This window comes from Kitasatospora sp. NBC_01539 (genome assembly GCF_045040525.1).
GTDB lineage: Bacteria > Actinomycetota > Actinomycetes > Streptomycetales > Streptomycetaceae > Kitasatospora.
In genome coordinates, this window is sequence record NZ_CP109390.1 from 2,504,212 (window position 1) to 2,526,465 (window position 22,254).

The window sequence follows — 22,254 nt, forward strand, 5'->3', positions numbered from 1 at the left end:
CCGCCCCCACCCCGGTGCCCCGCCCCTGCGGCGGGGCACCCGCGTGTGCTCCCGCCGCCGCCGTTACTCCCCCCTCGCCTGCGCGACCATGTCGGCGAAGCCGCGCGCCGTGCGCGGCACACCCGCCGGACGGCTGCCGATGAGGAACTCCCCGACCGACGACTCCGCCGTCCAGTCGAGGCCGAGGGCCCGCGCCGCCGCGTCCGTGTCGCCCGAGCCGAGCCCGCACGGCGCCAGGCCCATCGCCGTCGCCACCAGGTAGAGCGTCTGGTAGACGACGCCCACGTGCTTCAGCGTCAGCGCGTACGCGATCTGGCTGTACTTCCACGACAGCCGGCCGAACCGCGAGGTGACGGTCAGCAGCACCTGCGGGTCGACCGTGCAGCCGGTCGCCCGCCACGCCGAGGTCATCAGCTCCCGGAACGCCGCCTCGTCACCCGGCCCGGAGAACGGCCGCGGCCGCAGCCGGTGCGCCGCCGCGTCGTAGCGGTACACGCCCGGCACCAGGCCGTCGCAGCGCACCACCGACAGGTAGACCTCCAGCTCACCGGTGGCACCGCCCGCGGGGTAGGGGCGGTCGACGATGTCGTAGCCGTGCGGGTCGGCCGGATCGCCGGGGATCACCCGGCGCACCCGGGCCACCCGGTAGAGCAGCTCGCCGAGCTGGTCGAGCGTCACCGGGGTGTCCGCGTACGCGCGCACCGAGCGGCGGCCCTCCAGCACCTCGCTCAGGGCGGGGTCGCGGGCCAGCACCTCGTCCCAGTCGGGCACCGGCAGGTCGATGCCGACGCCCTCCTCGCGCGGCCCCGTGCCGGGGATCGCCGGCAGCTGGGCGACCTCCGGGTGGGCGAAGATGCCGCCGCTCGGGTAGTCGTGCCGGCCGGGCCTGCTGCGCGCGTGGAACAGCAGGTCGTGGAAGTCCCACAGCGGCGGCTCGCCCTGCGCGCCCTCGTCGAGGAAGCCCGCCCCGGCGAGCAGCCCCGCCAGCGCCTCCCCCGCCGAGGTGCTCAGCCCGGCCAGCAGCGAGGCCTCCGCCACCGAACGGGACGCCGTCACCGCCGCGACGAACGCGCCGGCCGCCGGCCGGTGCAGCGTCAGCCGGAACGGCGCCACCGGCGACTCCAGCACGCACGCCCCCGCGTGCTCCTCCGGCAGCCGGCGCAGGTAGGCGAACCGCGACAGCACCGCCGTGCCCGTCGGCCGGGCCAGGCCCGGCAGCGTCGCCGACCGGGCGATCGGCACCGCCGTGGCCAGCGGCACCCCGAACGGGTCCGCGAGCGTGGTGGTGACGAGGTACGGGAAGCGGTGCAGCAGGTGCATCAGCCGGCCGCCGGCCGGCAGGTCGTCGACGTCGATCTCGGTGCGGGTGAGTTCGTCGAGCAGCGCGACGGTCTCGGCGCCGAGGGCGTGCACCCGCTGGCGGCCCCAGGGGTGGCTCATCTCCAGGTCGTCGCCCTGGGCGGTGACGACGACCTCGGGCCGCAGCCGCAGCATCCGGCGCAGGGGCCCGCCCGCGGTCGCGAGGTCGGGCGGCAGCTGGTCGATCACGGTCATACGAGGTACCTCTTCCGGGCTGGGCGGGCCGCCGCAGCAGCAGCGACGGCCCGCGCGTCGTCAGATGAAGATCGGGACGGGGTTGAGCTCCTCCTCCGGCGTCGGCCGGTCGAGCCAGCCGAGCTCCACCGGCACGTCGTACAGCCGGCCGGGGGCGAACCGGGCCCAGAAGTGCCGCATGCCGGGCACGATCACCTTGGCGACCGGCAGGCCGACGTCCGGCCGGGTCTGGTCGAGCACGAGGAACTCCAGGCCCCGGGCCTCCACCAGGCCCCGGGCGAGCGCCAGGTCGTCGGCGAGGTCGTCGCCGGCGAGCACCGGCCAGCGGGCGGGTCCGGACGGACGGGCCGCGGGGTCGGGCAGCAGGTGGGGCTGGTTGGCGACGGTCGCCGACGTCCACCAGGCCTTCTGCTCGGGGTCGGCGCCCGCGTAGGTGACCCGGCCCTCGGCGTCGCCCGCGACCGGGCCGAGGAACTGGTTCATCTCGGTGAGCGCCCGGGTCAGCGCGATGTGCGGGTCGAGGTGCGCGCCGAAGGCGATCAGCACGTCCTCGGCCGGCTTGTCGGTGCGCCGCGAGAACGCCCCGACCACCGGGATGCCGAGGTCCGCGGTGAGGTCCAGCGCCCAGATCTCGCGGCGCAGGCCCCGGTACACGTCGCGCAGCCGGTCGATGTACGGGTCGCCGAAGGCGTCGAGGTCGATCGCGGGCCGCTGCACCCGGTTGTACCACCAGAGGGCGACGGCGTCGCGCTCGACGAGCTCCAGGAAACCCTGGAGCGCGGCGTCCTCGAAGGACGTGCCGGCCGCGCAGCCGTTGGAGTCGCCCGCGGCGAAGAAGCCGTCGCGGTGCCGGTAGCCGTAGTACAGCGACATGGTGGGCAGCCAGCGGGTGCGCTGCTGGGTCAGCGACCAGGCGGGCGACCACTCGATCCGCTCGTCCTCGCGGAACCGCTCGGGCACGGTGTTGAACATCGAACGGCGGGCGTTCCAGCGGGCCCGCTCCTCGAACTGCCGGTCGCTGTAGAGCAGCGTCGTCGCCGGGTGGATCGCCGCGTCGCCCAGCTCGGCGAAGCTCGCCCGGCGGCGGGCCTCGTCCCCCTGGAAGACCCCGGAGTACCGCTCCATCGCCTCACCGAGCGCACTGGCCCTGGCCTGCACGTCGGTGCGGCCCTTGCCGCAGCTCACCGACCGCAGCCCGTTGCGGAGCTGGCGCAGGTCGCCGCTCTGCCGGGAGAGGTTCTGCCCCGACACGTAGACCCGCAGGCCGGTGGGGGTGCGGGCGGCGGGCACCAGCGAGGTCACCACGCCCGTGACCGGCGACAGCTGCGGACGGTAGCGCTCCAGCATGTCCTCCGGCGAGGCCGAGCGGTGGCCGCCGTCCGCCGTGAACGCCTTCGGCCGGCTCTCGAACCGCACCGGCGCCGACTGCCGCTCCGCCATCAGGCCCGCGTCGCCGCACGCCGGGCACTGCGGGCGCCGCACCAGGCGGTGCCGCTCGGTCTCCAGCAGCACGGTGTCCAGCGTCAGCACCACCGGCTCCGGGGGCCGCACCCCGGCCAGCCACTTGACGGCCTCCAGGGCCGCCAGCTGCGCACCGGCACCGAGGCTCGGCGCGAGGTGCGCGCCGGACGTCGGGATCGGCCCGTCCTGGCCGAGCCGGTGCCGCAGGTAGCTCAGCGACTGGCGGTTGGCCGACAGCCGGTGGGCCAGGCACTCCCAGCAGCCGGTGGCGCCCTCCGCCGGGCCGCCGGTGTGCCCCGCCGGGTCGGGCACGAAGACCGGGCCGACCCACACGATCGAGCCGACCGGCCGGGCCAGCAGCCAGGGGCGGCCGCTCTCCCGGGCGAGGCGGTCGCGCTCGGCCAGCCCCGGGTGCAGGTAGTCGTCCGTGAGGACGACCGTGAACTCGGCCTCGTCGTCGGCGGTGACGCCCGCCGCGGCCAGCGCCGCGAGGAACGGCTGCGGGTCGACGTCGCCGTGCACCTCGACCCGGGTGCGTGCGGTGCGCAGCGCCGCGGTGGCGGCCGCGCCGTCCAGGCCGGCCATCTCCAGGTAGGCGGCCCCCGCCCGGTCGTCGACCGGGCCCGCGGCGGCCAGGTAGCCGCCGGCGCGCAGCCGGTCGACGGCGCCGATGACCTTCTCCACCGGCACGGTGCCGCTGAGTTCGGCGCCGATCTGCTCGGCGGTCCGGGTGCCGTCCAGCAGCGGGGCGAGCGCCTGGGCGAGCCCGCCGTCGACGACGGAGACACCGCGCTCGGAGACCAGGTAGACGGCCTCGCCGTCGACGACGTACGGGGTGTAGTGGCGTTTGAAGCCGATCGCGGGAGAGTCGGACATGGCAGGTCCTCAGGTGGTCGGGGCGGTCAGCGCAGGGTCGCGAGCGGGGCGGTGGCGGGGTCGAGCAGGCGCAGCAGCAGCAGGCCGACGGCGGCGGTGCCGTCGAGGGCGCCGAGGTTGACGCGGTCGTCGGCGGCCCGGTCCGGGTACCAGCGGCCGGTGGCGGCGTGCCGGGCGAGCAGCTCGCCGACGAGCAGCCCGGCGGCCTCCCGGCCGTCGTAGAACGGCCCGGCGAGCAGCGCGTCGGAGGACTCCGGCAGGGTGTGCAGCAGGCCGGCCTCGGCGGCGGTGAGGGCCTCGCCCGCGGTCGCCACGAGGTCACGGGTGGTGCGGCCGGTGATCTGCCGGGCGCCCACCGGCGGGGTGAGGGCGCCGAGTTCGGCCGGGTCCACGGCGCCCGCGCCGAGCGACACGGCGGTGTCGAGGCAGGCGAGCCGGCCCGCCCGGGTGGCGGTGGTGAAGCGGTGGCCGCGCAGCCGCTCGCGGACGGTGTCGGGCGCGGCGAGCAGGCCCGGCGCCTCGGCGACCGTCCGGGCGAGGGCCGCGGCGATCGCGTCCGGCCCGGCCGGCACGAGGTCGAGGAAGCCGTTGTCGGCGGCGTCCTCGTCGGGCGCGGCGCCGAGGGCTTCGACGGCGGCCGCGGCCAGCGCCCGGATGCCGTCCTCGGTCGGCGCGTGGCCGGCGCCGGTCGCACGGCGCAGCCGCAGCAGGTTGAGCAGCAGGCCGGCCGAGCCGAGCGGGGTGTCGGACTGCGGGGCGCGCACCGGGCGTCCGGGCCGGGCCGGCGCCGGGGTCGCCACCGCGAGGGCGCCAGGCACCAGCGCCTGGGCGCGGCCCAGCAGGGCGGGCTCGCCGAGCAGCACCCCGGCCCGGGCCAGGGCGTGGATCAACGAACCGGGGCCGGCCATGCCGCCGGGCACGGGTGCCCCGGCCGCGAGGCGGCTGTCGGCGGCGAAGGCGAACCCGCGCGGGGCGTCCGGGTCGATGAGGTCGGCGGCGGCGGTGAGGGTCTGCAGCGCGGCCCGGTGGAAGCGGGGTTCGCCGGTGGCGGCCCAGAGTTCGGCGAGCAGCAGGGCGATGCCGGGGGTGCCGGTGACCAGGTCGAGGCCCAGCACCTCCACCTGTCGCAGGCCGGTGCCCGGGTACCAGCTCTGGCCGAGCCAGCCCCGGCCGCGCCGGTCGGCGAGGATGCGGTCGCCGATCCGCACGGCGTGGCCGAGGAGCTCCCCGGCGGCGGGCGCGGCGGAGCTGCGCGGACGGTCCGTGGCGGACGCGGGCAGCGGCCGCTCGGTGCCCGCCCGGGCCGCGTCGATGCAGCCGGTGAGCACGGCCAGGTGCGCGTCCAGGTCGAAGCCGTCCAGTTCGGCGACCCGGTGCTGGAGTCGCTGCCAGCCGGTGCCCTGGAAGTGGCCGGGGATCTCCCGGCCGTCCGCGGTGAACACCGACGAGGAGGTGGTGAGCGAGCGGAAGAACGGGATGTCCATCACGCGGTACGAGTCGAGCTCGGCGAGCACGACCTCCAGCAGGTCGCCGCGGCCGGGGTCGCCCGCGCGGGCCGTGACCGCCCCGTGCAGGGCGCCCGCGATGACCGTCTCCCGGGTGGCGCCGTCGTCGAGGGCGAGCGGGCTCGTGGAGGCCCGCAGGATCTTGTAGCCGTCCCAGGTGTGCCGCCAGATGTAGCGCACCCAGATGCCCCGGAACGGCGCCAGCGGGCCCTCCGCGGCGGCGAGTTCGCCGCGCAGCGCGTGCAGCACGGCGTGCATCTCGCGGTAGCCCGCGGTCAGCTCGTCCGTGTACTGCCACGGGTCCGCGGTCTCCCCGTCGTGCACCGGCCGGTACGGCGGCAGCGGCAGGGCGGGCACGCCCGGTGCGGCCTCCAGGCCGCCGATCCGCGAGAGGCAGCCGATGTCGAGGGCGCCGCTGTGCTTGGCCGGCGTCCACGCCTGGAAGGCCATCGCGGTGCGCACGACCGTCGACTCCAGGTCGTCCAGCAGTCCGTGCTGCTCGGCGCTGATCACCGGCGGCGCCTGCACCCGCGGGTACAGCAGGCACTCCAGGTCGATCAGCGCCGGGTGCTCGCCGTCCGCGAGGAGGTTGTCCGCCCACAGGTCGCGGCCCTCCAGCAGCTGCACCAGCCGGATCGTCATGCCGAGCCGGCGGTAGAAGCGGGCGAAGCCGCCGCGGTCCGCGCACGGACGGTGCGGCACCAGCTCCTCCCAGCCGTAGTCGCTCTCGCAGTCGGCCGCGAGCGAGGCCGCGTGGCCGTCGTCGCCGCGGTCGCTGCGGAGCAGCACGGTGCGCAGCGGGAGGTCGAGCGACAGCTCCTCGTTGAGCCGGGCCACCAGGTCGAGGTAGGCCGTCGCGTGGCGCATGTCCTTCGGCTTGTAGACCACGGCCTGCCCGCCCGCGAAGTGCAGCAGCGACACCGAACGGCCGCCCGCGTGCCGGTCGCCGGCGTCGCCGCGCACCTCCTCCAGCGGGCCGGGGTCGACGCCGTCCCACAGCCGGTCCACGAGCAGCGTGCGGTCGGCCGCCAGCCGGGCGAACATCTCCGTCTGCACGTGCTGCCACTGCCGGCACACCGTGCCGACCAGGTACGCCAGCGCGGGCAGCCGCTCCAGCCGGGCCAGCCAGCCGTCCGCGGAGGTGTCCAGGCCGCCGGCGGCGTCCCAGTCGGTCGCCCGGGGGCGCCCGGTCGTCGCCTGCAGCTCGTGGCAGAGCGACAGGTTGCACGCCTCGGTGAGCCGCGCGACGAGCGTGCCCGCCAGGTCCGCCCGGGCCCGGTCCGTCACCGGCACGCCCAGGATGCCGCCGGGGCCGTCCGGGAGCAGGGCCGTCGCGGAGGCCGCGAAGGCCGCGGTGAGCGCGCCGGGAGCGGCCGACTCCGGGGTGGGGGCGGCCGGCAGCGTCCGCAGGAACGCCACCAGGGCCAGCGCCCACGGCGGCAGCTTCGCCGGGTCGGCCAGCACCACCGGGCGCAGCCCGTCGCCGAGCGGACGGCCGGTCTCCGCGAGGTGCTCCAGCAGCACGCCGGCACCGCCGTGCTCGCCGGCGGCCCGGCGCAGCCAGGTGTCGACGGCGGCGGCCCGGCCGCGCCGGTCCTCCTCCGGATCGGGGGCGAAGACCGTACTGCCGTCCGGGCGGGCGGCGGCCCGGTCGTCGAACGACGCGGCGGCGGCCACCAGGGCGCGCAGGCGCTCGTCGCCCCGCGGGGTGCCGGGGAGCAGCCGGGCGGTGCCGCCGGCGGTGGCATCGGCGGAGGCGCCGTCGCCGTCGGGGTCGGCGGGGAGGAGCCAGGTCTGCAGGTCGAGCGACATCTCACATCTCCTGGAGTCGGGCGAGGCGGGTGAACAACGGGTCGGTGCCGAGAAGTTCGTCGTAGGTGCCGGTGGCCGCGACCCGGCCGCCGGAGAGCACGAGGATGCGGTCGGCCGTGCGGATGGTGCTCAGTCGGTGGGCGATCACGACCCGGGTGGTGTCGAGACCCGCGACGGCCTCGGCGACCCGGCGCTGGGTGGCGTTGTCGAGCGCGGACGTCGCCTCGTCCAGCAGCAGCACGGCGGGACGGCGGACCAGGGCGCGCGCCAGCAGCAGGCGCTGCACCTGGCCCCCGGAGAAGCCCTGGGCGTCCTCGCCGATCCGGGTGCCGAGGCCCAGCGGCAGCCGCCGCAGGTCGTCGGCGATCCCGGCCAGCCCGGCGGCCGCCCAGACCTGCTCCTCCGTGACCTCCGTGTCGGTGCCGGCGAGGTTCTCCAGCAGCGAGCCGCGCAGCATGCGGCCGTGCTGGAGGACGGCACCCAGCTGGCGGCGCACCAGCCGGGCGTCCAGGGTCGCGAGGTCCCGGCCGTCGTACCGGACGGCGCCCGACGACGGCTGCTCGAACCCGAGCAGCAGCCGGACGAGCGTCGACTTGCCGGCCCCGGACGGCCCCACGACCGCCACCATCTCCCCCGGCGCCGCGTGCAGCGACACGGACTCCAGGGCGGGCGCGGCCGTGCCCGGATAGCGGAACGACACCGCGTCGAGCGCCAGCCCGCCGCGCAGCGGACCGGGATCCGCCAGCACCTCCGGACGGTCCTGCGGCCGCGGGTCCGCCAGGATCGGCCGCAGCCTGTCCAGCACCGGTGCGATGCCGTACGCGCTCGCCGCCGCATGCGTGACCTGGCCGAGCGCCAGCGCCACCTGGCCCGCCGCCACACCGGCCGCCATCAGGTGCCCCGACGGGGTGTCACCCGCCGCCGTCGCCCCCGCCAGCAGCACCGCCAGCAGCATCGGCTGCAGGGCCGCCGTCAGCGCCGCGGCCGCGCCGTCCGCCCGCTGCGCGGCCGCGTCGGCCCGCTTCTGCGCCGCGAACGGCACCGCCCACCGGGCGAACGCCTGCACCTCACGGCCCGCCGTCTGCACCTTGTCGATGCCGAGCAGCAGCCCGTACAGCACGCCGTGCAGCCGCCCGTGCAACTCGAACACCGTGCTCTCGTGCCGCTGCCGGCGCCGCCCCAGGGCCAGCAGCAGCCCCGTCACGGCCAGCACGGCGAGCAGCAGCAGCCCGCCGAGCCACGGGTCGACCAGCAGCAGCACCGTCAGCCCGGAGGTCGCGAACACCGCCCCCAGCACCGCCCCCACCAGCACCTCGGACAGCGCCTGCCGCGCCTGCGCCACCGCGTTCGCCCGGTGCACGAGGTCACCGGTCGTGAAATCGCGGAAGAAACGCGCGTCGTGACCGAGCAGACGGTCCCAGACGGCGGGCTCCAACGCGCTCTGCACCCGCCCGGTCAGCCTGACGGCTGCCGTGTTGCGGACGAGGACCAGCAGCCACGACGCCACCACCGCCGACGCCAGCAGCAGCGCCAGCCACCGCACCGGGTGCCGGTCCGCCGCCAGCAGCTGCGGCAGCAGCACACCCGTGCTCAACGGCACCAGCAGGCCCAGCAGCGCCGCCACCAGACCCGCCGCGGTCAGCCGCGCCAGATCGCGGCGCGCCCCCGGCACGGCCAGCACGAACCGGGCCAGCGCGGCCGGGCCGAGCTCCCCCGCCGGCAGCGGCGCGTACAGCAGCAGCGCGCGCGACTGCAGGACGGGGCCCCGGCGGGCCCCCGGCGGGCCCCCGGGATCGACCCGGCGGTGGCCGCCCGCCGGACGCGGCACCAGCGCCACCGGACGGCCGTCGTCCGCGGCGAACCCGACCATCGGCCCGGCCGTTCCGGACGGGTCGCCGTCCGGCAGGGTGACCGGGCGGTGCCGGATCCCCGCCGACCGCAGCAGCACGGTCAGCGGGTCACAGGCGGTCCGCACCGCGGACGGCAGCTCCGCGGACAGCTCCACCCCGAGCGCGGCCAGCACCGCACGGGCCCGGTCGGCCGGCGTGGCCGGATCGGGCCGTACCGCACCACGACGGCGGGGGCCGCCGGGGCGGCCGTGCTGGAGTTCGCCGACGACGGAAGCCAGGGCGACGCGGTTCGCGGCAGCGGTGTCGGCCGGGGTGGGCCGGTTCGTGGTGGTGACGGCGTCGGGGGTGGTGACGGCGTCAAGGACGGTGACGGCGTCAGGGACGGTGACGGGGGCGGCCGTGGCCGTGGGGGTCATGCCTCCTCCTCGGTGGCGGTGGCAATGGCGCCTGCGCCTGCGCTTGGGACGGCGGTGCCGACGGCGGCCGCGCGGTCGGCGAGCAGCGTGCGGTACGGGCCCTGGACTGCCGCGAGTTCGGCCGGCGCGCCCTGCTGGACGATCCGGCCGTCCGCGAGCACCACCACCCGGTCCGCGGCCTGGATGGTGCTCAACCGGTGCGCCAGCACCAGGCAGGTCGTGCCGCGGCGCCGCAGGTTCGCGTTGAAGACCGCCTCGGTGTGCGCGTCGAGCGCCGAGGTCGCCTCGTCCAGCACCAGCAGCACCGGGTCGAGGGCGAGTGCACGGGCGAGTTCGAGTCGCTGGCGCTCACCGCCGGAGAGGTTGCGGGCGTCCTCCTCGATCCGCCCGGTGTCCAGTCCGCCCCGGTTGCGCACGAGTTCGGCGGCCTGGGCGTCGTCCAGCGCGCGGTGCAGGGCGTCCTCGTCGGCGGCCGGGTTCCACAGCGTCAGGTTGTCCCGCACCGAGCCCTCGAAGAGCCGCAACTGCTGCTCCACGTAGGCGACCTGGCCGGTCACCACGGCGCGGTGCCAGTCGTCGCGGGGCCGTCCGTCGAGCAGCACCTCGCCGCTCCACGGCCGGAGCACGCCGGCGGCGAGCCGGGCGACCGTCGACTTGCCGCTGCCGCTGGTGCCCACGACCGCGACCCACTCCCCCGGACGGATCGTCAGCGAGATGCCGGACAGCGTCGGCGGCCGGTTCGGGTCGTACCCGAAGGCGACGTCCCGCAGCTCCAGCGCACCCGTGAGCACCGCCGGTTCGGCGGGGGTGTCGAGCACGGGCACCAGGTACGGGTCGGGCTCGGTGGTCTCGACGTCCTCCAGCAGCGCGTTCTGCGCCCGGGCCACCGTGAACTCCGACCCCGCCGAGACGAGTTGGCCGACCGGCAGGAGGAAGCCGTTCAGCAGGAGCAGGAAGGCCAGCAGCGTGCCGATCGAGAGCGAGCCGCCGAGCAGCATCGACGTGCCGGCCACCACCACCGTCGCACTGGCCGCCGCGTTGAGCGCGCCCGGCAGGGACAGCGGGACGATGACGGCGGACGTCACCTTCTGCCCGGTCTCCATCGCCCGCGCCTGCCAGCCGGCCCACGACCGGAAGAACGAGTCCTCGGCGCCCTCGGCCTTCACCGTCTCGATCGCGGAGATCCCGGCGAACGCCACACCGTCGCGCTTGTACTGCTCGGCGTGCAGCCGGTGCACCAGACCGCCGCGCCGCCGGTCGGCCGTCCGCAGCGCCAGCACGTCCAGACCCGCCACCACCACCGGCACCGCCGCGAGCCGCGGCTCCAGCCAGACCAGCGCCCCCAGGTGCACGGCGGCCGCCGCGGCCGAGGCAGCCGCACCCGCCGCCCGGTGCGAGAGCAGCGTCGCCAGACCGTCGTTCATCTGGACCCGCGTCACCAGGCCGCCCAACTGGCGCCGGTGGAAGAACGAACCGGGCAGACGCAGCATCCGCCACAGGAACCCCGACGACGAACGGGCCGCCATCGCCTCCAGCACCCGGTTGACCACGGTCTGCTGGAGCCAGGTGCCGAGCAGCACCGTGGCGGCCACCGCAGCGGCCGTCAGCGTGAGCGGCAGCGCCCACGCCGTGGTACCGCCGACGGTCACCGACGTGAGGTACGCGCGCAGCAGGAACGCCGCCGCGACCCCCGGAACGGCCAGCAGCACCGCCAGCACCACCGCGAGCGCCAACGGCCCCGCGAACGGGCGCATCCGCCCGGCCAACGACCGCAGCAACGGGAACCTGCGCCCGCCCGGCTCGAACTCCGGCCCCGGCTCGAAGCCGACCGCGATCCCCGCGAACGACTCCCAGAACTCCGCCGGGGTCGCCGAGTACGAACCCAGCGACGGGTCGTTCACGTGGACCCGGCCGCGCCGCACACCCTCGAAGACCGCGAAGTGCGGGCCGGTGACGAGCACCATCGACGGCACCGGCACCTTCTCCAGACCCAGCAGCCGCCCCTCCTCGGAGCGCACCACCCGACGGCCCCGCGCGACCAGCCCGTACCGGCCGGCCGCCCTGGCCACCGCCGCCGCACTCACACCGTCACGGCTGACACCGCACGCCCGCGACGCCTCCTGCAACGTCACCCGGCGGCCGAACGCGCCCAGGACGACGGCGAGGCAGGCCGCCCCGCAGTCCTGCTCCTCCATCTGCGGCACCACCGGGGTGCGCAGGTAGCGGCGGGGCCGGGACTCCCGCCGGCGCCGCTCCGGCCGGGCTTCCGGCGTCACCGCAGCAGGGGCTTCGGGGTCCGGAGCTTCGAGGTGAGGAGCTTCGGGGTCAGGAGCTCCAGGGTCAGGAGCTCCAGGGTCAGGGGCGTGGGGAGGCCGGGGCCGTGCGGAGGTGTTCCGGACGTCGAGGCTCATCGCGCGGCCCCCTTGCCGAGGACGGCCTGGTACGGATGGCGGGCGCCGAGGTCGACCGCGGCCGACACCGGCAGCGGACCCGGCAGCACGGGGCCGGGCCGGCCGGCGACGGCGGGCAGGTCGGCGTAGGCCGTCCAGACCGGCGCGGCTCCCACGGGCAGGCCGGGCAGCGGCACCGCCAGCGTGCCGTCCAGCGAATCGGCGCGGACCGGCAGCAGGTCGACGGCCGTGATGACCGCGCGCACCGTACCCACACCGGGCACGGGGACCGACACGGTACGGCCCGGCACGAGCTCCCGCGCCTCCGCGGCACTCGTGGCGAACAGCCGCACGGTCGCCGGACGGCCGGTCGCGTCGAGCGCGACCACGGGCGCTCCCGGCGCCAGCACGCTGCCGGGCTCGGTGAGCACCGCCGTCACGGTGCCCGCCTCGGCTGCGCGGACGTCGGTCTCGCGGCCGTCCGCCCCACGGAGCACGGCCACCGCCTCACCGGCGGTGACCTGCGCCCCGGGACGCACCCGCAGCGACACCACCGCACCGGGCACCGCGGCCCGCACCGTCACCGGGGCGGTGCCGTGCGCCACGACGGCGTCGAGCGCGAGGGTGTGCGGCAGCACGCCGAACACGGACCACGTCACGCCCGCGCCGACGGCGAGCAGCAGCGCCGCGGCCGCGGCCGACAGGCGTGCGCCGACCAGGCTCACCGGGCGGTCGAGGCCGGGTTCCAGCACGGCGGCGGCACGGCCGATGTCGACGGCGACGGCACCGGCGCCTGCGCCGGAGGGCGCAGCTGGGGCCGGTGCCACAACAGGTTCGGGGGTGGATGAAGGTACGGGTTCGGGCACGGGTGTGGGCGGAACCTCCACGTCCTGCGCGTCACTCACGACCGCCTCCGCGTTCCTCGTGGCCGTGCGGCTCATGAGCGCACCGCCCCCACCAGCGCCGGGCCGCCGGTCACGGCACCCGACGCCTCGTCGGCCGCGGCAGCGGTCGCAGCACCGGCCCCGGCAACCGCCGAAGCACCGCCCGCCGCACCGGCACCGACCCGTTCCGGGCAGTGCAGGGGCAGCTCCCGCATGCCGCCGAACACGAACTGTGTGCTCCACGGCGCCGTGCGCGGTGTGAGCGGTGTGCCGAGTTCCCGGCTCTCGCCCGCCGCGGCCAGGCGGCGCAGCACCGCCGCGCCCGCCATCAGCGACAGCGGCGCGCCCAGGCAGTGGTGCGGGCCGTGGCCGAACGCCAGGTGGCGCAGTTCGGCGCGGTCCGGGTCGAAGGCGTCCGGGTCGGTGAAGCGGCGCGGATCCCGGTTGGCCGCCGCGTACAGCAGGAGGGTGACCCGGCCGGCCGGGATGACGGTGCCTGCGACCTCGACGTCACGGGTGAGGGCGCGGGCGCTGGCGCGGACGGGGCTGCCGAGGCGCTGGGCCTCGTCGAAGACGGCGGCCGCGTCGGCGGGCCTGGCCCGGAGGCGTTCGGCGAGTCCGGGGTTGTGGAGCAACTGCCAGACGGCGAGGGCGAGTCCGGAGGTGAGGGTCTCCAGGCCGTTGGCGAGGAGCATCACCACGAAGGCGAGCAGGTCGTCGTCGTCGAGCCGACCTTCGGTGCGGGCGGCGGCGAGCCTGCTGATGAGGTCGTCGCCGGGCGAGGCCGTCCGTTCGGCGCAGAGTTGCTCGACGTAGGCGCGGAAGTCCTCGAACTCGGCGTCGAGTTCGGCGACGGTGGCGGCCGGGGTGCCGCCGGTGGCACCGCTTCCGCCGCTGTCGTAGTCGTCGAGCAGTGAGCGGGCCACGAGCTGGGCCCAGCCGGTGACGCGTTCCTGCTCGGAGTCGGGGATGTCGAGGATGGCGCAGGAGACGGCGACCGGGAGCGGCACGGCGAGGTCGGCGACGACGTCGAAGGAGCCCGAGGCGATCAGCGGGTCGAGGAGGCGGTCGGCGGTGGTCTCGATGCGGTGGCGCATCTGCTCCAGGCGGCGGGCGCTGAACGCCGTGGTGGCGAGCCGCTTGAGGCGGGTGTGGTCGGCGCCGTCGCGCATCGGCAGCATGCGGTTGACGACGCGGGCGAGCGCCGTGGTGCCCGCGCGGGGCAGGCCGACGGTGGTCGGGTCGACGGCGGTCCCGGGGTGCATGAGGACGGTGACGATCTCCTCGTACCCGGACACGACGTGCACGCGGCCGAGGTCGAGCACCGGGGCCTCGGCCAGCAGCCGGCGGTAGAGCGCGGGTGGGTCCTGCTGCGCGGCGGGCTGCTGAATGAACCGCGTCAGCTCGTGCCGGAGGCTGTCCATGCCCGGCTCTCCTCAACTGCTGAAGGACGAATGGATGGTGGGGAAACAGGGGTGCCGCGGTGGGCCCGCCGGAGCGGGACCACCGCGGCACAGAACCCGTTACTCCGCAGCGACCTCGGCCACCGAGTTGGACACGGAGGAGAAGCTGGAGACCGGGCAGGCGACGCTGGCCAGCGAGCTGACGCTGATGCCGCCGTTGACGGTGTCGAGCTCCTCGACCTCGATGTCGAACTGCTCGTTCGCGACGATCTCGTTCTCGGCCATGGTGGTCTCCCTCCGATGTGTGGCGCCGGCCCCGACGGGGCTGGTTCGCCGTGGTGCCGCTTTCGCTTCCCGGCCTTTTCTCCGGTCCGCTCCTGGCGACGAGATAAATATGCACCCGGGGCTCGGGGGCTCGACAGTACGGGATGTCAGGAATTCACCGGTGGAAAATGACACACCCCCGGGCATGACATTTTGAATACCTTCTGACCTGCGGTTTCTTGCTCTCTTGCATTCAAAGAGCGGCACCCTCACGCTGTATTCCATGACATCCACCATCAGCTCCAACATTCCGGGGAAACCGGCCGTGGAAGTGCGGGACCTCTGCCGCAGCTACGGCGACTACGAGGCGGTGCGCGGTGTGTCCTTCACCGTCGCCCGCGGTGAGCTCTTCGCCCTGCTGGGCACCAACGGCGCCGGCAAGACCACGACGCTGGAGGTGCTGGAGGGCTACAGCCGGCCGAGTTCCGGCACCGTGCGGGTGTTCGGTCTGGATCCGTACGCGCAGGGGCGCGAGGTGCGGCGGCGCACGGGGGTGATGCTCCAGGAGGGCGGGTTCTTCAAGGAGTTGACCGTGCAGGAGACGGTCGACTCCTGGCGGACGTTCATCGGCGGGGCGCGGCCGGCCGGGGAGGTGCTGGAGCAGGTCGGCCTGACGGGCCGGTCCGGCACCCGGGTCGGGCAGTTGTCCGGTGGTGAACGGCGCCGCCTCGACCTCGCGCTCGCGGTGCTCAACGGCCCGGACCTGCTCTTCCTGGACGAGCCCACCACGGGCATGGACCCGGAGGCGCGGCGGACGACCTGGCGTCTCGTCAAGGAGCTCCAGGCGGCCGGCACGACCGTCCTGCTGACGACCCACTACCTGGACGAGGCACAGCAGTTGGCCGACAGGGTGGCCATCATGGACCAGGGCCGGATCGCCGCCGCGGGCACCGTGGACGACGTGCTCTCCGGCCACGGCACCCGGATCGCCTTCCCGCTGCCCGAGGGCGTCCGCGTCGGCGAACTCCCCACAGTGACGGGCGAGTCGGCGACCCTGACGGGTGCCACCGCGGTCTACACGGTGCCGCGTACGGCGCCCGCGCTGGCCGCGTTGCACGCCTGGGCGGCGGGCCGGGCGGTGGAGCTGGACGGCATCGAGGTGCGCTCCGCCTCCCTGGAGGACGTCTTCCTGGAGCTGGCGGCGCACGGCGGGACCGCCCCGCAGCTGAAGGCCCCGCAGCAGAAGGCATCGCGACAGGGTGCACCGGCGCAGGAAGCGCCGGTGCCGGCGGCACACGAAAGGGCGGTCGCACGATGAGCGGCATCACGGGTACCGGCGCGGGCGTCGCCCGCCCGGCGGGCACCGCGCGGGACGCGCGCGGCGACGCCCCGATCGGCTGGGCACACTACGCGCGCGGCCAGTTCCTGCTGTCCTGGCGGGTGTTCTGGCGCAACCGGCGGTCGACCTTCATCGGATTCCTCCTTCCCGTGCTGCTCAACCTGGTGGTGGCGGCGCCGCTGCGGGGGAAGGAGATCGCGGGGGTGGACGCGGCCGGCTACACGACGGTCGGGTTCATCGGCCTGGCGCTGGTGACCTCGTTCATCAACCTGCTGAACGGTGTCGTGGCGCGCCGGGACGACCTGGTGCTGAAGCGCCTGCGCGGCACCGAGGTGCCGCCGACGGCGATCTTCGCGGGCCAGATCGGTGCGGGCGGCGCGGTGGTGCTGCTCCAGGTGCTGGTGCTGGGCGGCGTGTCGGTGCTGTGGTTCGGCACCCGGCTGCCGGCGGATCCGCTGCTGTTCCTGCTGGTGCTGGTGGGCGGGTACCTGCTCTTCGCGGTGCTGGCGGTGGCGATGTCCGGGCTGACGCCGAGTGCGGAGGCGGCGCCGATGGTGGCGACGCCGGTGCTGCTGCTGTGCATGTTCGGCAGTGGTGTCGTGGCGCCGCTCGCCTCGCTGCCGGAGTGGCTGCGCGGGCCTGCGCACGTGCTGCCGCTGGCCCCGGTCGTCGAGGGGCTTCGGACGGCGTGGTTCGGCCGGGAGTTCGGTTCGGAGACCTGGGGCGGCGTGGCGCCCGCCGAGCTCGACCTGCTGCACGGGTGGCTGCACGCCGCCCCCTCGCTGCTGATGATCGCCGCGTGGGTGGCGGCCGCCACGGTGCTGGGCCGGCGGCTGTTCCGCTGGGAGCCCCGCCACGGGTGAGTGCGGCCGGGGACGTCCACGGGGCGTTCCTGGCGGTGTGACAGAGTGCGGTCGGGGGCCGGGGCGCACCGGTCGCGCGACGAGGGACGAGGTGGCCGTGGTGGGGCGGGCAGCGGGCGGCCGGGTGGACGCGGTGGTGGTCGGCTCCGGACCGAACGGTCTCGCCGCCGCGCTGCTGATGGCCGCCGCCGGGCTGGAGGTCGTCGTGTACGAGGCGGCGGGCACGGTCGGCGGCGGCACCCGAACCGCCGAGCTGACGCTGCCCGGCTTCCGGCACGACGTCTGCTCGGTGGCGCATCCGATGGCCCTGGCCTCGCCGTTCTTCCGGGCGTTCGGGCTGGCCGGGCGGGTGGAACTGCTGCAGCCGGAGGCGCCGTACGCGCAGCCGCTGGACGGCGCCCCGGCGGGCATCGCCTACCGCGACCTCGACCGCACCGCGGAGCGGCTCGGCGCGGACGGCCGGGCGTGGCGTTCGCTGTTCGGCCCGCTCGTGGAGCGCTGGCAGGGCCTGGTGGACGCCGCCCTGTCGGACCAGCGGTCGCTGCCGGCCGATCCCCTCACGGCGGTCCGGCTGGGTCTGAGGATCGCGGAGTTCGGCACCCCGGCCTGGTCGGCGCGGTTCCGCGGCCCGGTGGCGCGGGCGATGCTGGCGGGGGTCGCGGCGCACGCGGTCGCGCCGCCGCGCGCGTTCGCCCCGGCGGGGGCGGCGCTGCTGCTGGCCTCGCTCGCGCACGCCGTCGGCTGGCCGGTGCCCCGCGGGGGGAGCCAGGCGATCGCGGACGCGATGGCGGCCGAACTCCTGGCGCGCGGCGGCCGGATCGTCACCGGGCGCCGGGTCGGATCGCTGGCCGAGCTGCCGCCCGCCCGGGCGGTGCTGCTCGATCTGACCCCGGCCGGCCTGCTCCGGGTGGCCGGCCGTTCCCTGCCGGACGGCTACGCCCGCCGCCTGCGGTCGTTCCGGTACGGCTCGGGGGCGTGCAAGGTCGACTTCGCGCTCGCCGGGCCCGTGCCGTGGGCCGATCCGGCGCTGGCGCAGGCGGGCACCCTGCATCTCGCGGGCACCCGGGAGCAGACGGTGGCCGCCGAGCGGGAGGTGGCGGCGGGCCGGCACGCGGACCGTCCGTACGTGCTGGCCGTGCAGCCGGGCGTGGTCGATCCGACCCGGGCGCCGGAGGGGCGGCACACGCTGTACAGCTACGCGCACGTGCCGCACGGCTCGACGGTCGACGCGGGGGACGCCGTGGAGCGGCAGATCGAGCGCTTCGCCCCGGGCTTCCGCGATCTGGTCCTGGCCCGGGCGGTGACCACGGCCGCCGACCAGCAGGTGTACAACGCGAACTACGTGGGCGGCGACATCGGCGGGGGTGCGATGTCGCTCCGGCAGACGGTGTTCCGCCCGCTGCCCGCCGTCGACCCGTACGCGACCCCGCTGGACGGCGTGTACCTGTGCTCCTCCTCGACCTCGCCCGGCCCCGGGGTGCACGGCATGTCCGGCCTGCACGCGGCACGCCGCGCCCTGCGGCAGCGCTTCGGCATCACCGCCGACCCGTTGGCGCTGCTGCGAGCCTGATGCCGCATCGGCGACGAGGCGGGACGTACCGCGACGCACCCGGCGGCGCCGATCCGACGGGCTGTCCGACGGTCGCCCGCCGGACGGCCGCAGTACCGTTCGACGACCACCCGGCCGTACGTACGAATCGGAGTGAGCAATGGCGGAGTCTTCTGTCGGTGGCGTGACGGCAGCACCGGTCGATTCCTGGCGGGGAGACCTGGTACGGCGGGCCATGATCGCCGGGGCACCGGCCGGAGCGGCCTGGGGGGCGGTCACGGCTGCCGTCGTTTACGGCGATCTGGGCGGAGTACCGCTGGGGGCGGTCGTCATGGCGCTTCCGGGCGCGGTCGTCTCGCTGGCCGCCGCCCTGCTGCTGTGCGTGCTGCCGCGGCGGTTCGCGATGAGCACGACCACCGGTCCGGCCGTGGCCTTCGTGGCCGCGGTCGCCGTCCAGTACTGGTTCGTCAGTGCGCTGATGAGCCCCGCGAGCGAGCACATGCTGTTCCGGACGTGGTACGTCGCCGTGCCCGTCCTCGGGGGTGCGGCCGTCGCCCTGGCGGCCGCCTGGGCGATCCGCCGTACGGAGCGGGCGGCCGTCCGGGGCACCTCCGTCGGCCGGGCCTGACGGGAGGGGCCCCGCCCGGGACGCAGTGCCGCCCGGCCGGCTCACCCCGTCGGGGGCGGCTCCGCGACCACGACCTCGGCCGGGCGCAGCAGGTGCTCGCCGACGCGGTAGCCCGCGCGGACGATCTCGACGCAGACCGGGCCGGTGACCACCATCGAGCGGGTGTACGCGACGGCGAGGTGCAGCACGGGGTCGAAGGCCTCGCCGGGTTCGCCGAAGGACTCCAGGCCGAGCGAGGCGAGTTCCTCCTCCAGGAGGTCGGCGACGGCGCCGAAGCCGTCGACGACCTCGCCGGCGGCGCGGGCGCGGTCGAGGGCGTCCAGGACTGGGAGGAGCCGGATGAGGACGTTGACGACGGCGATCTCGCGGACGGCGAGGCGGTCGCGGTGGACGCGGCGGCGGTAGTTGTCGTACTCGGCCTTGATCCGGCGCAGGTCGGCTCCGGGCCCGTCGGACGGGCCTTCGCCGTCGCCGGCCGAGTGTGCCACGGGCGGATCTCCTCCGGACGGTGACCACAGCCCCTGAAACCGGGATAATTCGGGTGAGAGTGCTTGTCAAGGGCCGAGGCAGGGAGGTAGGCGCGATGATCACCGAACTGGCCGTGGAGCGGGTCGAGTTCACCTGTGGACAGTGCTGGCACCACTGGAGCGTCGATTTCGAGGTGCAGCACTACCAGGACGACGACGGCACCGACTGGGAGTACTTCTCCCACGACGGCATCGGCGCGACGTCTCCCTACACCCCGGACGGCGGGGCGCCGTGCCCCGAGTGCGGGCGCCACTGGGTGGGGCACCTGGTGGCCCGGCGGCTGGTGCCGGTCGCCCCGGGCCCGGCCGGGGAGCCGCGGCACCGGGTCGAGGACCGGGCGGCCCACCGTCCGGAGCGGCACGCCGCACCACCGCTGCCGAGTTCGGCGCGGTTGCAGGAGAGGCACACCGAACGGACCTGACCTGCGACGGAGCGTCTCGCCGCACCCCGGCGCCGACCCGGCACCGACCCCGGCAGCGACCCGGGGTCACTCCGGACGGAACGCGCACGGCTGGCCGATGAGGTTGCCGAGCCGGCCCTCCCGGTCGCCGTCCTTGTAGGCGCAGGCGGTGCCGGTGAGCCGTCCCTCGTGCAGGGTCAGGGCCAGCAGCAGGGAGGGGCTGCTGATCCGGGCGTCGGCGGTGGGGAGCTGGAGCGGCAGGGCCGCCTGGAGGTCCCGGGTCGCGGAGGCGGTCGCGGGGGCGGTGGCCTCCGGGCCGCCGGGGCCGTCCAGCCGGAGGGTGATGCGGCCGCCGGGCAGCACCCGCAGCCGGGCGGGCACGTCGCGTTCGGGGGCGGCGACGCGTCCGGTCCAGGTGCCTTCGGGCAGTCGGTGCGGGCGGGGCGGGTCCGCGGCGTACGGCTGGATCAGCTCCGGCCGGTGGCCGGGCACGAGGGCGGGGAGCAGGTGCCGGAGGACGGCGTCGCGGGCGCCCTTGTCGGTGCTGTTGGTCAGCACGGCCACCGACAGTTCGCGGGCGGGCACGGAGACCAGCATCGCCGCGGTGCCGGGGCCGCCGCCGCCGTGGCTGTGCACGACCGGGCCGGGGGCGGTGGAGACGACCCAGCCGAGCCCGTAGCCGACGTGGCCGGTGATCGGGGGCGCGTCGGCCACGGCCGCGGCGGTGTCCGGCGCGAGCAGCCGCGGGTAGGTCTGCGCGAAGAGGGCGAGTTCGCCGGCGGGCGCCCAGCCGAGGGTGGCGCCGGGGTGGCTGCAGTCGAGGGTGTCGGGGTAGCGGCGGCCGTCCGCGGTGTGCCGTGCGGCGGCAGGCGCCGGGCCGGGGTACGTCCGGCCGAGGTGGCTGCCGGTGAGGCCGAGCGGGGCGAGGACCCGCTCCCGGACGAAGGCCGCCGCCGGCCGTCCGGTGCGCAGCTCCAGCAGCCGCCCGAGCACCCGGTAGCCGAGGTTGGCGTACTCGAAGCCGGAGCCGGGCGCGCGGTGCAGCACGGTGTAGCGGTCCGCGTCGGGCAGCGGGGCGCCGTCGCCGTAGTCCCAGTCGTAGTACGCGCCGAGGCCGCCGCGGTGCTGCAACAGCTGCCGCGGGGTCGGCGCGGGGCCGTCGCCGAACTCGCCGAGGGTGCGGGGCACGGGGGTGTCGAGGTCGAGCAGGCCGTCGTCGGCGGCGGCGCAGACGGCGGTGGCGGTCATCGGCTTGGTCACGGAGGCCAGCGGGTACGCGGTGCCGGGGGTGGCCGGGCGTCCGGTGGCGGGGTCGGCCGTGCCGTACGCGCGGGCGAGGACGACCCTGCCGCGTTCGGCCACGGCCACGGAGACGGACGGGCAGCCGTGCTCGGCCAGGGCGCGGCCGCAGACCTCGTCGAGCCCGTGCACCATGCCGTCCCGCCCCTCCCCGACCGCCCTGCCGGGCTCCAGCCCAGAGGCCGTCCCCGTCATGCCGCTGGCCCTGTCCGACGGCCCCCGGCCGCTGCCCGGCGCGGTCAGCCGTCGCCGCGGATCTCGTCGAGCGACTCCTGCATGAGGGCCCGCGCCCGGCCGAACCAGTCGGCGAGGACGGCGACCTCGTCCGGGCCGTAGTCGGCGACGAGGCCGCCGAGTCGGGCGTAGAACGGGCCGTAGACCTGGAGGATGCGCTGCTGCGCGGTGGGCTCCATCACCACCCGGACGCGGCGGCGGTCGGCGGGGTCGGCCTGCCGCCGGGCGTAGCCGGCGCGCTCCAGGCGGTTGAGCACGCCGGTGACGGCGCCCGTCGTGAGGTGGGCGCGTTCGGCGAGGTCGCCGGCGGCGAGCGACTGCCCGGCCGCCTCGGCCTCCATGAGGAAGCCGATGCAGGTCAGGTCGGTGACGTTGAGCCCCAGCCGCGCCGCGATGTCCTGCTGGCCGAACTGCGCGAGCGCGATCAGCCGGTCCATCGCGTACAGCGCCTGCTCGGGGGTTGCCGTCGGGCGGGGCTTGCCCTCCACGGCACATCTCCTTAGCATCTAAGTTACTTAGGACGTGAGATAAACCTTTCGCCGCGGCACCCCGTACGGGCCCGCACGGACCGCAGCGGCACCATCACACCAAACGAGGACACATGAGCGCACACGGCGACCACGACATGGGGCACACCGTGGCGGGCTGGACGGGATCCCTGCTCGCCATCGCCGGCACGGCGGTGGCCGGCACGGCCTTCGCGGCCGGCTCCGCCACCTGGCTCCTCCTGGGCCTGGCGGCCCTCCCGGCCGCCGCCCTCGCGAGCTGGCTGCTGCACCTCGCGGGGTGGGGCAAGCCCACCGGCCCCCGGCCGGCCGCCGGCCGCCACTGGCGCCACCGGGACACCGCCGCCCGGCACGGTCACCCCGACTGCCTCGGCTGCCGCCTCGCCGGGCGCCGCCCCCGCCCGCAGGCGGCACCCGGGCCGCGGACGGCGACGGCCCGCCGCCGCATCGCGGGGCGGGCCGTACGGGGCTGAGGGGCTGCCGGCCGTGCCGG

Annotated in this window: 17 protein-coding genes; 6 read left to right on the forward strand and 11 right to left on the reverse strand. The window is 76.1% G+C overall.

The annotated features are described in order from the left end of the window. Positions 1-63: 63 nt before the first annotated feature. The 8 genes from OG335_RS10770 to OG335_RS10805 form a co-directional block, all read right to left on the reverse strand. Positions 64-1,554 (reverse strand): SagB family peptide dehydrogenase, encoded by a 1,491-nt coding sequence (locus OG335_RS10770; protein WP_405010848.1) that lies wholly within the window; start codon positions 1,552-1,554, stop codon positions 64-66. Positions 1,555-1,614: 60 nt separating this feature from the next. After that, a complete protein-coding gene (locus tag OG335_RS10775; protein WP_405010849.1) occupies positions 1,615-3,891 on the reverse strand; it encodes a TOMM precursor leader peptide-binding protein in 2,277 nt (758 codons plus the stop codon). 26 nt (positions 3,892-3,917) lie between these two features. Next, positions 3,918-7,208 carry a DUF4135 domain-containing protein gene (locus OG335_RS10780; RefSeq protein ID WP_405010850.1) on the reverse strand — a complete coding sequence of 1,097 codons (3,291 nt, stop codon included), beginning with the start codon at positions 7,206-7,208 and terminating at the stop codon, positions 3,918-3,920. A 1-nt stretch (position 7,209) separates the two neighbouring features. Further along, complete coding sequence (locus tag OG335_RS10785) at positions 7,210-9,474, reverse strand: ATP-binding cassette domain-containing protein (RefSeq protein ID WP_405010851.1); 2,265 nt, start codon at positions 9,472-9,474, stop codon at positions 7,210-7,212. After that, on the reverse strand, positions 9,471-11,750 hold the full coding sequence (locus OG335_RS10790; RefSeq protein ID WP_405010852.1) for an ATP-binding cassette domain-containing protein: 2,280 nt from the start codon (positions 11,748-11,750) through the stop codon (positions 9,471-9,473). Before OG335_RS10790 ends, OG335_RS10785 begins: the two co-directional genes overlap by 4 nt. A gap of 131 nt (positions 11,751-11,881) precedes the next feature. Further along, the gene (locus OG335_RS10795) at positions 11,882-12,769 is read right to left on the reverse strand and encodes an acetyl-CoA carboxylase biotin carboxyl carrier protein subunit (RefSeq protein WP_405010853.1); all 888 of its coding nucleotides are present in this window, start codon (positions 12,767-12,769) and stop codon (positions 11,882-11,884) included. A gap of 32 nt (positions 12,770-12,801) precedes the next feature. Further along, a complete protein-coding gene (locus OG335_RS10800) occupies positions 12,802-14,172 on the reverse strand; it encodes a cytochrome P450 (protein WP_405010854.1) in 1,371 nt (456 codons plus the stop codon). 99 nt (positions 14,173-14,271) lie between these two features. Then, positions 14,272-14,436, reverse strand: a complete 165-nt coding sequence (locus tag OG335_RS10805; RefSeq protein WP_405010855.1) for a hypothetical protein — start codon at positions 14,434-14,436, stop codon at positions 14,272-14,274. A gap of 262 nt (positions 14,437-14,698) precedes the next feature. Between OG335_RS10805 and OG335_RS10810 the strand changes: the two genes are divergently transcribed. The 4 genes from OG335_RS10810 to OG335_RS10825 all read left to right on the forward strand — a co-directional run bounded on the left by OG335_RS10810 (position 14,699) and on the right by OG335_RS10825 (position 18,794). Continuing rightward, a complete protein-coding gene (locus tag OG335_RS10810) occupies positions 14,699-15,733 on the forward strand; it encodes an ABC transporter ATP-binding protein (protein ID WP_405010856.1) in 1,035 nt (344 codons plus the stop codon). After that, the gene (locus OG335_RS10815; protein WP_405010857.1) at positions 15,730-16,617 is read left to right on the forward strand and encodes an ABC transporter permease; all 888 of its coding nucleotides are present in this window, start codon (positions 15,730-15,732) and stop codon (positions 16,615-16,617) included. Before OG335_RS10810 ends, OG335_RS10815 begins: the two co-directional genes overlap by 4 nt. A 100-nt stretch (positions 16,618-16,717) precedes the next feature. Further along, positions 16,718-18,187 (forward strand): phytoene desaturase family protein, encoded by a 1,470-nt coding sequence (locus tag OG335_RS10820; protein ID WP_405010858.1) that lies wholly within the window; start codon positions 16,718-16,720, stop codon positions 18,185-18,187. Between the two features lie 163 nt (positions 18,188-18,350). Then, a complete protein-coding gene (locus OG335_RS10825; RefSeq protein ID WP_405010859.1) occupies positions 18,351-18,794 on the forward strand; it encodes a hypothetical protein in 444 nt (147 codons plus the stop codon). A 41-nt stretch (positions 18,795-18,835) separates the two neighbouring features. On the opposite strand, the gene grpE is transcribed toward OG335_RS10825, so the two are convergent. Then, positions 18,836-19,282 (reverse strand): nucleotide exchange factor GrpE, encoded by a 447-nt coding sequence (gene grpE / locus OG335_RS10830; RefSeq protein ID WP_405010860.1) that lies wholly within the window; start codon positions 19,280-19,282, stop codon positions 18,836-18,838. 95 nt (positions 19,283-19,377) lie between these two features. Here grpE and OG335_RS10835 point away from each other — a divergent pair, with 95 nt between their 5' ends. Next, positions 19,378-19,743, forward strand: coding sequence for a hypothetical protein (locus OG335_RS10835; protein WP_405010861.1), 366 nt, complete (start codon positions 19,378-19,380; stop codon positions 19,741-19,743). Positions 19,744-19,809: 66 nt separating this feature from the next. On the opposite strand, the gene OG335_RS10840 is transcribed toward OG335_RS10835, so the two are convergent. Together OG335_RS10840 and OG335_RS10845 are read right to left on the reverse strand one after the other, a co-directional pair. Further along, positions 19,810-21,156: a serine hydrolase domain-containing protein gene (locus tag OG335_RS10840; RefSeq protein WP_405010862.1), complete on the reverse strand. Its 1,347-nt coding sequence runs from the start codon at positions 21,154-21,156 to the stop codon at positions 19,810-19,812. Positions 21,157-21,260: 104 nt separating this feature from the next. Continuing rightward, positions 21,261-21,743 carry a MarR family winged helix-turn-helix transcriptional regulator gene (locus tag OG335_RS10845; RefSeq protein WP_405010863.1) on the reverse strand — a complete coding sequence of 161 codons (483 nt, stop codon included), beginning with the start codon at positions 21,741-21,743 and terminating at the stop codon, positions 21,261-21,263. Between the two features lie 113 nt (positions 21,744-21,856). On the opposite strand from OG335_RS10845, the gene OG335_RS10850 reads away from it, so the two are divergent. Next, positions 21,857-22,234, forward strand: a complete 378-nt coding sequence (locus OG335_RS10850) for an HGxxPAAW family protein (protein WP_405010864.1) — start codon at positions 21,857-21,859, stop codon at positions 22,232-22,234. Positions 22,235-22,254 lie beyond the last annotated feature (20 nt).

What these genes read in the sequence shown, in the direction of transcription:
- OG335_RS10770 (WP_405010848.1), bottom strand. Translation starts at nt 1,554, where the DNA reads ATGACCGTGATCGACCAGCTGCCGCCCGACCTCGCGACCGCGGGCGGG.
- OG335_RS10775 (WP_405010849.1), bottom strand. Translation starts at nt 3,891, where the DNA reads ATGTCCGACTCTCCCGCGATCGGCTTCAAACGCCACTACACCCCGTAC.
- OG335_RS10780 (WP_405010850.1), bottom strand. Translation starts at nt 7,208, where the DNA reads ATGTCGCTCGACCTGCAGACCTGGCTCCTCCCCGCCGACCCCGACGGC.
- OG335_RS10785 (WP_405010851.1), bottom strand. Translation starts at nt 9,474, where the DNA reads ATGACCCCCACGGCCACGGCCGCCCCCGTCACCGTCCCTGACGCCGTC.
- OG335_RS10800 (WP_405010854.1), bottom strand. Translation starts at nt 14,172, where the DNA reads ATGGACAGCCTCCGGCACGAGCTGACGCGGTTCATTCAGCAGCCCGCC.
- OG335_RS10805 (WP_405010855.1), bottom strand. Translation starts at nt 14,436, where the DNA reads ATGGCCGAGAACGAGATCGTCGCGAACGAGCAGTTCGACATCGAGGTC.
- OG335_RS10810 (WP_405010856.1), top strand. Translation starts at nt 14,699, where the DNA reads ATGACATCCACCATCAGCTCCAACATTCCGGGGAAACCGGCCGTGGAA.
- OG335_RS10815 (WP_405010857.1), top strand. Translation starts at nt 15,730, where the DNA reads ATGAGCGGCATCACGGGTACCGGCGCGGGCGTCGCCCGCCCGGCGGGC.
- OG335_RS10835 (WP_405010861.1), top strand. Translation starts at nt 19,378, where the DNA reads ATGATCACCGAACTGGCCGTGGAGCGGGTCGAGTTCACCTGTGGACAG.
- OG335_RS10840 (WP_405010862.1), bottom strand. Translation starts at nt 21,156, where the DNA reads ATGGTGCACGGGCTCGACGAGGTCTGCGGCCGCGCCCTGGCCGAGCAC.
- OG335_RS10850 (WP_405010864.1), top strand. Translation starts at nt 21,857, where the DNA reads ATGAGCGCACACGGCGACCACGACATGGGGCACACCGTGGCGGGCTGG.